Annotated in this window: 12 protein-coding genes; 7 read left to right on the top strand and 5 right to left on the bottom strand. The window is 65.9% G+C overall.

The genetic code is table 11. The features are described from left to right. Positions 1-157: 157 nt before the first annotated feature. Complete coding sequence (locus QP413_RS02075; RefSeq protein ID WP_148811632.1) at positions 158-544, bottom strand: DUF2631 domain-containing protein; 387 nt, start codon at positions 542-544, stop codon at positions 158-160. Positions 545-673: 129 nt separating this feature from the next. Here QP413_RS02075 and dxr point away from each other — a divergent pair, with 129 nt between their 5' ends. The 3 genes from dxr to ispG all read left to right on the top strand — a co-directional run bounded on the left by dxr (position 674) and on the right by ispG (position 4,544). Continuing rightward, a complete protein-coding gene (dxr, locus tag QP413_RS02070) occupies positions 674-1,867 on the top strand; it encodes a 1-deoxy-D-xylulose-5-phosphate reductoisomerase (protein WP_284780322.1) in 1,194 nt (397 codons plus the stop codon). Then, positions 1,852-3,255 (top strand): RIP metalloprotease, encoded by a 1,404-nt coding sequence (locus QP413_RS02065; RefSeq protein WP_284780321.1) that lies wholly within the window; start codon positions 1,852-1,854, stop codon positions 3,253-3,255. The genes dxr and QP413_RS02065 overlap by 16 nt, the downstream gene beginning before the upstream one ends. Before the next feature lie 128 nt (positions 3,256-3,383). After that, complete coding sequence (ispG, locus tag QP413_RS02060) at positions 3,384-4,544, top strand: flavodoxin-dependent (E)-4-hydroxy-3-methylbut-2-enyl-diphosphate synthase (protein WP_284780320.1); 1,161 nt, start codon at positions 3,384-3,386, stop codon at positions 4,542-4,544. Positions 4,545-4,615: 71 nt separating this feature from the next. Here the strand turns inward: ispG and QP413_RS02055 are convergent, their stop codons facing one another. Continuing rightward, on the bottom strand, positions 4,616-5,389 hold the full coding sequence (locus tag QP413_RS02055; protein ID WP_284780319.1) for an ABC transporter ATP-binding protein: 774 nt from the start codon (positions 5,387-5,389) through the stop codon (positions 4,616-4,618). A gap of 116 nt (positions 5,390-5,505) precedes the next feature. Then, the gene (locus tag QP413_RS02050; RefSeq protein ID WP_015381552.1) at positions 5,506-6,513 is read right to left on the bottom strand and encodes an ABC transporter permease; all 1,008 of its coding nucleotides are present in this window, start codon (positions 6,511-6,513) and stop codon (positions 5,506-5,508) included. A gap of 116 nt (positions 6,514-6,629) precedes the next feature. Here QP413_RS02050 and QP413_RS02045 point away from each other — a divergent pair, with 116 nt between their 5' ends. The 4 genes from QP413_RS02045 (at position 6,630) to map (ending at position 11,611) form a co-directional block, all read left to right on the top strand. After that, complete coding sequence (locus tag QP413_RS02045) at positions 6,630-7,973, top strand: sensor histidine kinase (RefSeq protein WP_284780318.1); 1,344 nt, start codon at positions 6,630-6,632, stop codon at positions 7,971-7,973. Positions 7,974-8,023: 50 nt separating this feature from the next. Next, positions 8,024-8,674, top strand: coding sequence for a response regulator transcription factor (locus tag QP413_RS02040; protein WP_187289748.1), 651 nt, complete (start codon positions 8,024-8,026; stop codon positions 8,672-8,674). Between the two features lie 123 nt (positions 8,675-8,797). Then, the gene (locus tag QP413_RS02035) at positions 8,798-10,705 is read left to right on the top strand and encodes a penicillin-binding transpeptidase domain-containing protein (protein ID WP_284780317.1); all 1,908 of its coding nucleotides are present in this window, start codon (positions 8,798-8,800) and stop codon (positions 10,703-10,705) included. A gap of 39 nt (positions 10,706-10,744) precedes the next feature. Beyond that, complete coding sequence (gene map / locus QP413_RS02030) at positions 10,745-11,611, top strand: type I methionyl aminopeptidase (RefSeq protein ID WP_284780316.1); 867 nt, start codon at positions 10,745-10,747, stop codon at positions 11,609-11,611. A 94-nt stretch (positions 11,612-11,705) separates the two neighbouring features. On the opposite strand, the gene mtr is transcribed toward map, so the two are convergent. Together mtr and QP413_RS02020 are read right to left on the bottom strand one after the other, a co-directional pair. Further along, the gene (gene mtr / locus QP413_RS02025; protein WP_284780315.1) at positions 11,706-13,133 is read right to left on the bottom strand and encodes a mycothione reductase; all 1,428 of its coding nucleotides are present in this window, start codon (positions 13,131-13,133) and stop codon (positions 11,706-11,708) included. A gap of 57 nt (positions 13,134-13,190) precedes the next feature. After that, the gene (locus tag QP413_RS02020; protein WP_284780314.1) at positions 13,191-14,351 is read right to left on the bottom strand and encodes an alpha/beta hydrolase; all 1,161 of its coding nucleotides are present in this window, start codon (positions 14,349-14,351) and stop codon (positions 13,191-13,193) included. Positions 14,352-14,473 lie beyond the last annotated feature (122 nt).

Raw genomic sequence — 14,473 nt, 5'->3', positions numbered from 1 at the left:
CAACCTCGGCATCCAAAAAGGCTGGATCAAATAACCGCAACACGCCCGGAAAAGACACACTTTTCTTTACTTAACCCAGCGATGGCCCCGAACCACTTCTGGTTCGGGGCCATCGCTTGTGCCAGACGCCTGGCGTGTCGCTAATGGGGTAGCTGCGCTACTCCTTGATGTTCAGCGCCAGCTTCTCCTCAGGGGTGAGGTCCGCGTACACGCCGGTGTTGTTGAGCTGGTCTGCAGTCCAGTTCGGCTCCACGTGGCCCTGGGCCTTGTTGCGTGCGGTCACCGTGGTGCGCTCCTTGGCCTTAGGCTCGAACGCGAACCATGCGGTACCGACGAGGATGAAAGCAGCCAGGGCGATCAGCCAGATGTTCTCGACGTTGCCCTCGTGGTTACCAACCAGCATGAACACCAGGAATCCGACGGAAATGAGGCCGGACAGAACGACGGCGCGCTTGCTCAGGGCGCTCCAGCCCCAGCCCGCGGATGGTACATCTTCGGTCGAAATGCCGTTGAAAACTTCAACCTTTGCTTCGTGGTGAGCCACGGAATCCTCCTGACGTCTGATCAGTTAATCACACTCATCTTGCCATAGATTTCACAGAATGTAGGTATCTCCACACGCCATACAGCCCCTACTCGGGTGTAGGAGGCTTCGCCCCCGGCGGGTTAGGATATGGCCATGACTTTCGACAAGACTCGCGTGGTGATTCTCGGGAGTACTGGATCCATCGGTGTCCAGGCCCTCGAGGTGGTTTTCGACAATCCCGAACAGTTCGAGGTGATTGGGATTTCGGCCCACGGCAGTAAGCCCGAGTTGCTGTTGGAGCAGGCCCAGAAGATCGGTCTGCCCGCCGAGCGAGTCGCGGTGGCCTCCGACCGAACCGCCGATTTCGTCGAAGCCCAGCTCGGCGGCCACTGCATTCGTGGCCAGGACTCCGCCCGCGACCTGGTGGAGGAGCTCGGCGATCAGTTGGAGAGCACGGACGTGATCCTGAATGCCCTGGTTGGCTCCCAGGGGCTCGAGGCGACGCTGTCCTCCCTGGGTACCCAGGCGCGTCTCGCGTTGGCGAATAAGGAGAGCCTCGTCGCCGGCGGCCAGCTGGTGCTGGACGCAGCTGATGAGGGGCAGCTCGTCCCCGTCGACTCCGAGCACTCTGCGATGGCACAGTGCCTGCGCTCCGGGCGTCGCGACGAGGTGGCCACCCTCGTGCTGACCGCCTCCGGCGGGCCGTTCCGCGGCTGGACCCGCGAGCAACTGGAGCCGGTTACCCCGCTCCAGGCGGCCAGCCACCCCACCTGGTCCATGGGCCAGATGAACACGCTGAACTCCGCAACGATGGTGAACAAGGGCCTGGAGCTGATCGAGGCCTGCCTGCTCTTCGACATGCCTTCCGACCGCGTGGAGGTCACCGTTCACCCGCAGTCGATCGTGCACTCGATGGTGACCTTCCGCGACGGCTCCACCATCGCGCAGGCATCCCCACCGTCCATGAAGCTGCCGATCAGCCTCGCGCTCGGCTGGCCGAACCGCGTCGCCGGGGTGGGGCAGCCGCTCGACTTCACGCAGGCCGCCACCTGGGAGTTCGAGCCACTCGACGACGAGGTATTCCCCGCGGTGGAGCTGGCCCGCGAGGCAGCGAAGGCGGGCGGGGTCATGCCCGCGATCTATAACGCGGCGAACGAGGAAGCTGCGATCGAGTTCCTCAACGCGAATATGGCCTTCCCCCGCATTGTCGACACGGTTGAAGCAGTGATGTCCGCCTCCGGTGCAGCGTCCACCCCGACGTGCCTGGAGGACGTTCTGGAGGCCGAGCGCGAGGCCCGCGCACTGGCACATGAGAGGATGAGCCCGTGGCTTTTGGGCTAGGAGTACTGCTCTTCGCCTTCGGCATCCTGATCAGTATTGCGCTGCATGAGGCGGGACACATGTTCGCCGCCCGCGCCTTCGGCATGCGGGTGCGCCGATACTTCATCGGTTTCGGGCCCACCCTGTGGTCCACCGCGCCGAAGGCTAAGGGACGGGGCGCTGCCACCGCGGGAACAGCGGACGTCGACGTCGACGCTGCCAACGTCCCGGCGAATCCGGCCCTGCTAACGGCGGAGACGGAGGTTGCTACCGACCCGACCGGTGGCGTGCCGCACACCGAGTACGGGATCAAGGCGATTCCGCTCGGCGGCTTCTGCGAGATCGCCGGCATGACCCCGCTGGACGAGCTCAGCGAGGAAGAAAAGCCCCACGCGATGTACCGCAAGCCCTGGTGGCAGCGGGTCATCGTGCTCTCCGGCGGCATCGCCGTCAACGTGCTCGTCGCGCTGATCGTGCTCTATTCGGTGGCGAATATCTGGGGCCTGCCCGACCACAAGGCGGACATCCGCACCACCGTGCAGTCCACCCAATGCGCCCCGCCGACCCAGGACGCCGACGGCACCCTCGCAGACTGCACGGGCGACGGCCCAGCAGCCGCTGCGGGCATCACACCGGGCGATACCATCACCGAGGTGGATGGCCAGGAGGTGCCCACCTTCCCGGACTTCACCAAGGCCATTGACCAACTCGTCTCGGAGAACGCGGCTGGCGCCGGGAGCGGTGAGGCACACGCCCAGAGCCGCGAACTCAGCGTGGGCGATACCCTCACCGTGCCGATGCGCGTGCAAAACCCGGATGGTGCCGACGAGGTTAAGCAGGTCGACGTCGACATCGTGGAACGGCGCAACCAGGACGGCTCCACGAGACTCGCCGGTGCGATTGGCATCACGATCAAGCTGCCGGGCAACGTCGAATACAACCCGGCGACCGCGGTGGGAGGGACCCTCTCCTTTACCGGCTATATGGTCTCCGAGACGGCCAAGGGCTTGGTCGCGCTGCCCGCGAAGGTGCCAGGAGTGGTCGCGGCGATCTTCGGGGCCGAGCGCGCGGATGATTCCCCCATGAGCGTGGTGGGTGCTTCCCGCATCGGCGGGGAGCTGGTGCAACACGAGCAGTGGCGTTACTTCCTGATGATGCTGGCCAGCCTGAACCTCTTCCTCGCCGCCTTCAACCTGGTGCCGCTGCCGCCACTCGATGGCGGGCACATCGCGGTGGCCATCTACGAGCGCATTCGTGATGGCCTGCGCCGCCGCCGGGGTAAAGAGCCGGGCCAGCCGGTGGACTACCGCAAGCTGCTGCCACTGACCTACGGTGTCGCGCTGTTGCTGATGGTCTTCGGCGCCATCGTCATCGTCGCGGATGTGATCAACCCCGTGCGGCTTTTCTAATTCGCAACTCTGTCCGCACCACACCGGCGGGGGCGTTGCCCGTTGTCGCCGGGGCGGTATTAGGCTGGGAGGGGCACGCTGCTTGATCCGCAGCACTCTATTTTCTTCGAAAGGGGCTAGAGACCTTCATGTCCGGCATTTCTCTGGGAATCCCAGATGGACCTCCACCCACGCTCGCGCCGCGCCGGAAGACCCGCCAGCTGATGGTCGGCGACGTGGGAGTCGGCAGCGAGCACCCGATCTCGGTGCAGTCGATGACGACCACGAAGACGCACGACGTCAACGCCACGCTGCAGCAGATCGCCCAGCTGACTGCGTCGGGCTGCGACATCGTCCGCGTGGCCTGCCCGAAGCCTCGCGACGCCGAGGCCCTGCCGATCATCGCCAAGAAGTCCCCGATCCCGGTGATCGCTGACATTCACTTCCAGCCGCGTTACATCTTCCAGGCCATCGAGGCCGGTTGCGCCGCGGTGCGTGTCAACCCGGGCAATATCAAGGAATTCGACGGCCGCGTCAAGGAGGTCGCCAAGGCCGCTGGGGACGCAGGCATTCCGATCCGTATCGGTGTCAACGGCGGATCCCTGGATAAGCGCCTGCTCGAAAAGTACGGCAAGGCCACCCCCGAGGCATTGGTGGAGTCCGCCATCTGGGAGGCCGGCCTGTTCGAGGAACACGGCTTCGGCGACATCGCGATCTCCGTGAAGCACTCCGACCCGGTCGCGATGGTTGAGGCCTACCGCCAGCTGGCGGCGAAGACGGACTACCCGCTGCACCTTGGCGTGACCGAGGCGGGCCCGGCTTTCCAGGGCACCATCAAGTCCTCCGTGGCCTTCGGCGCGCTGCTCTCCCAGGGCATCGGGGACACGATTCGCGTGTCCTTGTCAGCGGACCCGGTGGAGGAGATCAAGGTCGGCGACCAGATCTTGCAGTCGCTGAACCTGCGCCCCCGCAAGCTGGAGATTGTCTCCTGCCCGTCTTGTGGTCGCGCCCAGGTGGACGTCTACACCCTGGCTGAGGAGGTCACCGCAGGCCTGGAGGGCATGGAGTTCCCGCTGCGCGTGGCCGTTATGGGCTGCGTGGTTAATGGTCCGGGCGAAGCTCGGGACGCCGACCTTGGCGTGGCTTCCGGTAACGGCAAGGGCCAGATCTTCGTCAAGGGTGAGGTCATCAAGACCGTACCCGAGGACCAGATCGTCGAGACTCTCATCGAGGAGGCTCACCGCATCGCCGAGGAGCAGGGCATGGAGGCCGTGGAGGGCGCTTCCGCCGAGGTGAAGGTCACCCGCTAGGGTTCTTTCCCTTTTATGACGACGATCGGCCCGGCCTGCATACGCAGGCCGGGCCGAAGTCTTATCCGGGGTTAGCGGCTCTCGGTGATCTCGCCGTCCACGAGGGTCACTACCCGGTCCAGGGTGGCCAGCTGATCCTGGTCGTGGGAGACATACAGGGTCGCCGCGTTGGACTCCCGAGCCATCTGTCGAATCAGCTCGGTGACCTGGGTGGCTGTGGTGGTATCCAGTGCCGCGGTCGGCTCATCGACTAATAGGAGCTGTGGGGAGTTCATGAGCGCGCGGGCGAGGTTGACCCGCGCCTGCTGCCCACCGGAGAGCTCGCCGACCTTGCGTTGCTGCAGGCCACCCAGACCCACGGCCTCCAGCAGCTCGTCGGCGCGCTGGGAAGCCGCCTGCTTGGCCTTGCGCTGCAGAGGCCACGGGGAGCCCAGGTGCAGCATCGCCATGAGTTGATCCTTGACTCGCAGGGAGGGCAAGAGATTCGGCTGCTGGAAGACGATGCCGATGTGGCTGCGACGGATGCGCGCTGCCTCGCGGGCAGAGTGCCCGGTGAGTGTCAACTCCTCGCTGGAGTCGGCTGCGGTCAATACGGCCTCGCCGCTCGTCGGTTCTTGCAGGCAGCCAGCTACGGATAGCAACGTGGACTTGCCGGAACCAGACGGGCCGGTGATGCCCACCAGTTCGCCCGGGGCGATGTGCAGGGAGACCTCATGTAAGACGCGGCGGGTTGCCGCGCCATCGGTGACCTCCAGGGTGATGGCGTCCATCGTGAGCCCGGAAAGGGAGCGTGCATTGCGCTTCTGCTGTAGGGCCTGGGTGTTGTGCGAGGTTGCGGTGGTCATGGGTGTTCTCCTTGGAAGGCGTCGTTGGGGTCTATATCGGGGTGGTACGTCGGGGAAGTCAGCGGCGAGGATTGTGCGTCAGCGGGGTGGCGGCACTACCTCGGCCAGTGGGATGCCTAGGCTGCCGCCATGGCTTCGCGCGGGGAGACCTTCAACACGGGGCGCAGCGAGAGCGCGGATCCCGCCAGGCCCGCGAGCAGCAGAATCCCGGCCGGCTGGAGCATCGTGGACGCGGTGAGATCAATCGGCAGGGTGTCGGCCAGGGCCATCCCGACACCGCCAGTGACCGCGAGCCCGCCTAAGATTCCCCCGGCGAGGACGACCACGGCCTGGCCCAGCGAGTCGGTGATCAGCACCCGGCGGGAAGCGCCCAGAGCCGAGGAGATCGCCACGCCACGCAAGCGCTGGATCGTCCACACCATGAAGAAGGCACCGAGCACGAGGGCGGAAATCACGTACAGCAGGTTGATCATGAGGTTCAACGAGAGCTGCTCACCGGTATAGGAGGCCGAGGCATTCCACCGGTCATCGCCGCTCAGCGCCACCGTGCCCTCGGGTGCCCCGCCCTCGGCCTCGATCGCGTCGGCGTCTACGACGGCCGCCAGCGAGTTGGCGGGCAAGCTGCCGACGTCGGCGTCGGAGACGAAGATCACCGGCTGGTGGTCGAAGTAGAGGTCCCGGTCGGGGCGCTCGACCTGGAAATCGCTGCCACCCAGCGTGATCCTGCCTGGCGTGCCGAAGGCTTTGGCGAGGGCGTCGTCCTCAAACTCGGATGGCACCTGCGCCACACCGTGCGGGGCATCAGGGGAGCTGAATACCGAGACAGGGGTGGAGTCCACGCGCTGACGCGCGACGACGAGCAGGGAAGCGCCGTAGTCCTCGCGCAGCGTGTCGATCTGGGACTCGCTGAGGCGGGAGGAGGACAGCGACGCGGTGCCGGAATCCTCGAGGACCAGCACCTGGTTTTCCCCCAGGCGTTCCTGAAGCGCGGACACCGACTGATATTTCAGACCCGCGGCCAGGGAAGCCAGAAAGGTCACCATCACGGTGATCATGGCGACTGTCAGGGTGATCAGCGCAGTGCGGCTGGGGGCGGAACGCAGCTCTTTCAGACCTTGGAACATACTTCTATGCTCGCTGCCGACCGGGCCGAATACATCGGCTGTGAGGGTGGACTTTGACTCATACGAAAGGATGAGTGACACCAAAGCCGCAGGCTGTGGGGGGTTAGGGTGGAGGTGTGAACGAAGACCCGCGTACCCATTCACTCAGCGCGCAGCCGGTGACCGGCAAGCTCTCCCACGGGCTGTGGCTGGGCCTACAGGTGTTGATGATCGGCCTGCTCATCCTCGTGGCGTGGCGAGCAACCCACCCCATGACCTGGGTCGGACTGGGTGTGTTCTGGGTGCTGTACTGCAGCCAGCGACTTGTCACCCGGTGGTTGGGCGCGCCCACCTGGTTCGCCCTGCTGGTGGGGGCCTGGGCGGTGATGTCCGTTGGGCAACTGGAGGGCGCATTCGTCGTCTTCCCGATGTTCTTCCTCGCCGTGTACGTGTTTAGCCCGAGGATCTCCGCGGCGGTGGTCGCCGCACTCACGCTTGGGGTCGTGACGATGCTGGTGGGGCACATCGGCTGGAATATCGGCGCGGTGACCGGGCCGATCATCGGCGCAGCCGTCGCCTGGACCCTGGGGGTAGGGCTCCAGCTGCTGCACCGAGAAGCCACCGCCAAGGCACGCGCACTCGATGCGCTGGTCGCGGCCCGAGAAGAGGCTCTGGCCAGCTCCCGCAAGGCGGGTGAGGCCGATGAACGGATGCGGCTGGCCGGCGACATTCACGACACCGTGGCCCAGGGGCTATCCAGCATCCACATGCTGCTCACCGCCGTGGAGAACCAGCTCGCTGGACCCAACCCGTCCGGGACAAGCGAGGCCCGGGTAGGCGAGACCGGGCTAGCGCCAGATAGCGGGGGAAATCGGGCTGCTGCCCAGCATCCCGCAGGCCGGCCGAAGATCGAGGCGGTGCACCAGCGGATGCTCACTCAGGTGCGGCTGGCCAGAGCCACCGCCGCCGAGAACCTCGCCGAGACCCGCCGCATCATCGCCGCCCTGCAGCCCGCCCCACTAGAGGGAGCAGCGCTGCCCGTGGCCCTGGCACGGCTAGCCAGCTCCACCCCGCTCGGGGAGAAGTTGAGCTTCGAGACCGATGGCGCGCCTCGCCCGTTGCCCGACGAGGTGGAGGAAGGGCTGCTGCGCTGCGCCCAGTCACTCGTATCTAACGTGGTTCGTCACTCCGGTGCCGATCGCGCCAAGCTCTCGCTGACCTTCCACCCGGGGGACGTCATCCTCGACGTCGTCGACAACGGTGCGGGTTTCGACCCCAGCGATGCCATCGACCGCAGAGCTACCGGTGGCAGCCTCGGCCTCTCCGGGGTGTACCGTCGCGTCGAGGCCCTCGGCGGCGAGATCACCATCGAGTCCGCCCCTGGGGAGGGAACCGGCATCTCGATCACGGTGCCCACGACCGGATACGATCGGGTCGATGGCGCCGGGGTGCACCCGCGCCGGGAAGGTGAGACACCGTGAAACACGCAGCACAGGCCCCAGCTCGGGGAGCCCAGGGTGGGCTGAACATCATGATCGTGGATGACCACCCCGTCGTCCGCGTGGGGCTGCAGGCTCTCATCGAAACCGCCGAGGACGCTGCGGGCATCGACGTCGTCGCTTCGATCGCCGACCCGGACGAGGCCGTGGTCCAGGTCCGGGAACTCCAGGGGACCGAGCAGGAGATCGACGTGGTGCTCATGGATCTGCGTTTCGGGGAGGGGCCGGCTGGCACCGAGCTTGCGGGCGGGGTGCGCGCCACCCAGGCGATCCGCGCTATCCCCGACGGCCCCCAGGTGCTCGTGGTCACGAACTACTCCACCGACCAGGACGTCGTCGGTGCGGTTTCCGCTGGTGCGGTCGGTTACCTGCTCAAGGATGCCCCGCCGTCCAAGGTGCTGGACGGCATCCGACGCGCCGCCCGTGGCGAGTCCGTCATGGCCCCGGAGATCATGGGAAAACTCATGGGCCAAATGACAAACCCGACCGAAGCGCTGACCCCACGGGAACTCGAGGTGCTGGCCCTGGTCGGCGAGGGAAAATCCAACCGGGACATTGCCCGTCACCTCGTCCTCACCGAGGCCACCGTGAAAAGCCACCTCTCGCACGTCTTCCGCAAGCTGGGTGCCAATAACCGCACCTCGGCGGTCGCCGTGGCCCGCCAGCGGGGGATCATCGCCTAGCAAGGCCCAGCGAGGATCATCGCCTACCGGCTCCTGTGGGCACCCCTGCCGTGTTAAGCAGGGTGAAAATTCTGTTGTGTCATGCCGGTGAACAGCACAAATGCGGTGCTAACGTACACGGTTATGAGTCGGATTATCCTCGCCTTCCTGTGCGCCCTGGGGGTCACCGTGGCCGCCACCGGGTGCACCCCGCGCCCGGATGTGGCGGATGACGCCGCGGCGGAGTTCCTGGAACGGCTGGCCGAGCGCAATGAGCCGGAGACCATCACGGATAAGTCGGACACCGCGGCCAAGGAGATCGACAACACCTGGGCCAAGCTGCAGGCCGAGGGGCTCGACGCGAAGCTCAAGGACGTGCGCACCCAGGACAATGTCGCGACCGCTAGCTACCGCATGGATTGGCAGCTGCCGGGTGAGCGCCGTTTCACCTACGACTCCCAGATGACGCTCACCAAGTCGAAGGGGGACTGGGTGGTCCGCTGGCAGCCCACGGTTCTGCACCCGCGCTTGGGGGCCAATCAGCACATGGAGCTGCGCACCGTGGCGGCCGAGACCGCGAGCGTGGTGGGCTCCGACGGTGCCGTGTTGATGAAGCCGGGGAAGAAGTGGCGCATCTTCCTCAACGCAGACAAGGCCGGCGATGCCCGGGCAGCCGCCGAGCGCATCGCAGCTGAAGTCCGCGCGCTGGGTGGGGAGCATGCTCCGACCATCGATGCAGAGAAGGTCGCGGCGGAGGCCAAGAAGGTCGACGGCGACTATTCGGTCGTCATGGTGGAGGACAAGCTGGGACAGCGGCTGCGCGGCGCGCTGCGGGACGTGCCCGGGGTGCGTCTCAACGATGAATCCGCGCTGGTCCGCCCGGACCCAAACTTTGCGCCGGACATCTTGAGCCGCGTGAATGCGGTCGTCGAAGACGAGTTGCAGGGCACCGACGGCTGGAAGGTTATCGTTTCCACCGCCGAGGGCAACGAGGTCACGGAGCTGGAGAAGCACGAGGCGAAGGAAGCCCCGTCGGTGCAGGTCAGCCTCTCCAAGAAGGTGCAGGACGCCGCCCAGCGAGCCGTGGATACCCGGGCGGATAGCCAGACGATGATGGTCGTCATGCGGCCGTCGACGGGCGAGGTGCTCGCGGTCGCGCAGACCGCGAAGGCCGATGAGCACGGCGACCTCGCGCTGCAGGGACAGTACCCGCCGGGCTCGACGTTCAAGATCATCACCGCCTACGCAGGCCTGGAGAAGCAGAACCTCACGCCTGATTCGATTGTGGGCTGCCCGGGCACCCAGGACATCGGCGGACGCATCGTCACGAACTACAACGGTTCCGGTTTCGGCGACGGACCGCTTCGCCAGGCCTTCGCCCGCTCCTGCAACACGACGTTTGCGGACATCTCCACCAAGCTCAAGCCCGGCGAGTTGAAGGCCACGAGCGCGCAGTTCGGCCTGGGCGTGGACTTCAAGATTCCGGGCCTGGATACCTTCACCGGCTCGGTACCCACCGGCGAGGTCATGCTGGACCGCACCGAGGCGGGCTACGGCCAGGGCCACGACCTGGTCAGCCCCTTCGGCATGGCGCTGGTCTCGGCCACCGCGGCGGCGGGGAAGATGCCGACCCCGTACCTCATCACTTCTCACAAGCCGAAGCCGGGCACCCAGCCGAAGGGCGCCGAACAGAAGCCCACAGGGAACAAGAGCAGCACCGATAAGGACAAGAAGGCCCCGGCCGGGCCTCAGCCGCTCGATAAGAAGAGGATCGCTGAGCTGCAGGCGATGATGCAGGATGTGGTGACCAACGGCACCGCGGCCGGGCTCGACCGTTACGGCGACGTCCGCGGCAAGACCGGTGAGGCGGAGATCAACGACGGCTCGCACGCCTGGTTCTCCGGCTACCGCGGCGACCTCGCCTTCGCCACCCTCATCGTCCGCGGCGGCGGCAGTGAACACGCCACCGCGGTGACCGGGGAGTTCTTCAAGCACCTGGATGCCCCGGCCGCCCCGCGCGAGAACCAGCTGACCCCGGCCGCTGAGGGCTAAAGGAACTGTGCCGCTGCCCGAGGGGTACCATCGGGCACTATGACCAGAGCAGCACTTTCCCCAGGTAAGCCAACCCCGATCCGCACCGTGCCCGCCCACATCGAGCGGCCGGAATACGCGTGGAAGGCCGAGGTCCAGGAAAACATCGGCGAGGCCTGGATCCAGGATCCAGAGACCATCGAGAAGATGCGCGAAGCCTCCCGCATCGCCGCTGACGCGCTCCAGGAGGCCGGCAAGGCCGTCCGCCCGGGCGTGACCACCGACGAGGTCGACCGCGTGGCACACGAGTACATGTGCGACCACGGCGCCTACCCCTCCACCCTGGGATACCGGGACTTCCCGAAGTCCACCTGCGTGAGCCTCAACGAGATCATCTGCCACGGCATCCCCGATACGACGGTGATCGAGGACGGGGACATCGTCAACATCGACGTCACCGCCTACAAGAACGGCGTGCACGGGGACACGAACGCGACCTTCCTCGCCGGGGACGTCAGCGAAGAGCACCGCCTCCTCGTCGAGCGCACCGAGGCCGCCATGTGGCGCGGCATCAAGGCCGTCAAGCCCGGCCGTGAGATCAACGTCATTGGCCGCGTGATCGAGTCCTACGCTAAGCGCTTCGGCTACAACGTGGTCCGCGATTTCACCGGCCACGGCGTGGGCCCCACCTTCCACAATGGCCTGATCGTCCTGCACTACGACAACCCGAGCAACCAGACGCTGCTGGAGCCGGGCATGACCCTGACCATCGAGCCGATGATCAACCTGGGTGGGCTGGACTACGAGATCTGGGATGACGACTGGACCGTCCAGACCAGCGACCGACAGTGGACCGCCCAGTTCGAGCACACCCTCGTCGTCACCGAGGAGGGCTACGAGGTCCTCACCCTGCCGAGCGAGGGGTAACTCACACACCAGCCCCCGGGGCCTCCAGCCCCAGGTTCCCGGACTAGCTCGGCGTGACAGCAGCGCGAGGCGGGGCGAGAGCCGGGATTAGGGGCTAGTCAAACTCCAGGCCGAGCAGGGCATTTTCCACCAGCTCGGTCAGCGCAGGGTGCGGCCAGTACTGCTCGGTGGCGAAGCGGCGGGCATCGATGCCGAAGGCCATCGCGGTGACGACACTCTGAATCAGCGTGCTGGCCTCCGGCCCCATGATGTGCGCGCCCAGGATTTCGCCGGTCGTGCGGTCGGCGATCACCTTGCAGAAGCCGGTGGTGTCTTCCATCGCCCAGCCGTAGGCCACATCCGCGTAGCGCTGCACCTTCACCGTCAGCTCCCGGCCCGTGTCCTTGGCTTCCTCCTCGGTCATCCCAACCACCGCGATCTGCGGGTGGGTGAACACGCCACTGGGGACGGCGTGGTACTCGTTGGCGCGCAGGTCCTCGGGGTGGGCGAGGTTGTGTTGGATGACCTTCGCCTCCTGGTTCGCGACGTGCTTGAGATCGAAGTCGTTGGAGGCATCGCCCAGCGCCCATACCCCCTCGGCCGTGGTGCGGCCGAATTCGTCGACCTTGATCTTCCCGTTCTCCTTCTTTTCGACGCCAGCGGCTTCGAGTGCCAGCGTATCCGCGTTGCTGATGCGCCCCTGGGCGGCGAGGATCTCGTCGGCGAGAAGCACCGTGCCGTCGTCGAGGGTGAGCTCCACCTGCCCGTTGTCGGTCTCGCGCGCCGAGCGCGGTTCCACCCCGAGGTGGGTATCCCACTGCTCGCGGGCCTGCTTAGTGAAGGCCTCGGAGATCTCGGCGTCCAGCTTGCGCAGGAGACGGTCGCTGCGGTTGACGACCGTGACCTTGGTGCCCAGGGCGTCGAAAATCGCGGCGAACTCGACCGCGACGATGCCACCGCCCAGGATGATTAGCGACTCGGGCTGGGTGTCCAGGCGCATGATGTCCTCGTTGGTGCGGTAGCGCACGCCGGAGTCGGTGAGGACGGGGTGGATCCAGGGGCGGGTGCCGGTGGCCAGCACCACGTCCTTGCCCCGGATGACGGGGGCGTCGGCGCCGTCGCCGATCCGCAGCGTCTGGGGAGCGACGAAGGACGCCGCTTCCCCGTGGAAGAGGGTGATATTCGGGGTTTCGTCCCCGGCGCGGTAGGCCGCACCGCCCTCGGCGATGGGATCGATGCGGTCACCGAAGACGCGTTGCTGGATGCCCTTCCAGTCCACGTGCTCCAGCGAGCCAGTCAGACTGAGCTTGTCGGCGACGCGGAAGGAGCGAGCCACATCCGCGGTGTGGACGAACATCTTCGTCGGGATGCAGCCGACGTTGATGCAGGTGCCACCGAAGACACCCTTTTCGACGATGGCGATGGTCTTCTCATCGTTGATCGGAGCCGGGATCGTGTTCCCCGATCCGGTGCCAACGATGATGATGTCGAAGTCCTGGACCTCTCCCGGTGCGGTGTTCTGCTCGGCATTCATGTTCTTCATGCCTGCCAGCCTAGGCGCGAAAAACAGGCGGCGGCCACGAGGCCGGTTTGTGGCCAGCTAGTGGCCGGCGATGCCCTGGGCTGCCAGCCAGTCTGCAGTCGCATTCAGGGCGCGACGGCGCACCGCGGGGCGGGAAAGGAAGACATCGTGGGTGGCGTCTGCGATGACCTCGATGTGTGCATGAGGGGAGACCTTCGGTGCGGTCTGCCACATCTGCTCCGGCTTGAGGATCGGGTCATTGACGTAGGTCGCGTCCGTGAGCCCGCGCCCGAAGTAGTGGCCGTCGCTGGTGAGCACCAGGGTCGGCAGGCCGGTGTCACAATGGCCCGCCTGGAGGTCGGCGATCTGGCGGACCACACCGGCCATCCAGCTGACGTACTTCTTGCGGGGCTCAATGGGCTTGAGCTCAAGGTCGTAGTCCCATTCACCCGCGTAATCGGCGTGAAGTGAGTGCCCATAGGAAGGGTTGATGCCCTCCGGCAGGGGAATGTGCGGGGCGACCTTGGCGAGCTGCGGGAAGACCCGCTTGATCACGAAGCCCACGAGGCCGTCGAACTGGATGCCATACCAGGGGGAGTTGCCGACGACGGCGCCGAGCATGCCGTGCAGCCCGGCCTCCGCGCTGGAAGGATCGCGCTGAGTAGCAGCGTTGAGCCGGCCGGCCCAGGTGGTGACGTCCAGCCCGCCGGTGGAGTGACCCACCGCAACGACGGTCGGGTGGGCAGTACCGATGAGCCCCAGCGCGATGGAGAGGTCCTCGTCATAGATGGCCTGGCTGGTTACGTGGTGCCAGGTCTGGCCTTCCCGCCACGCCCTGCCGCACTTGCGCATGTCGATGGCGTAGACCGCGTAGCCGGCCTCGTGGAAGAAGCGGGCCACGTGGTCCTGGAAGAAGTAATCCGTCATTCCGTGGACGAAAAGTAGGGCGGGACGCCCGTAGAAATTACGGGTCGGGTCGGAGACCGCAGTGGCGGCTGTCGACCCGCTAGCCTCGGCGGGGAAGTAGCGGACGAGGGCGAAACGCACCGGGGGCTCGCCGTCAGGATCGTCGCCCATCTCGACGTAATGCACGCCGAAACCTGGGCCCAGAAGATCCGGCCCGAAGGTCAGTTCTGCGACGCTGGCGCCTCGCGGATCGGTGAGGACATCGGCCAGCTGCCGGGAAGACGTGTTGCCGCCGTGGGCCGGGCCGTTATTCATAGCTGTGGAATCATTCATCGGGATCGATCATATTCAACTTTTTCAGGGGTATAAGGGCAGGCCTGAATATGGATCGAAAAGGCGCAGGCGTATGGTTGAAGAAGCGTGACAAAGCTTTCTTCCGTGAAGGATTGAGGAAA

It is taken from the genome of Corynebacterium sp. UMB4614 (assembly GCF_030217065.1).
GTDB lineage: Bacteria > Actinomycetota > Actinomycetes > Mycobacteriales > Mycobacteriaceae > Corynebacterium.
The sequence above is the reverse complement of the archived record's forward strand: the minus strand, read 5'-3'. Positions and strand labels throughout refer to the sequence as shown.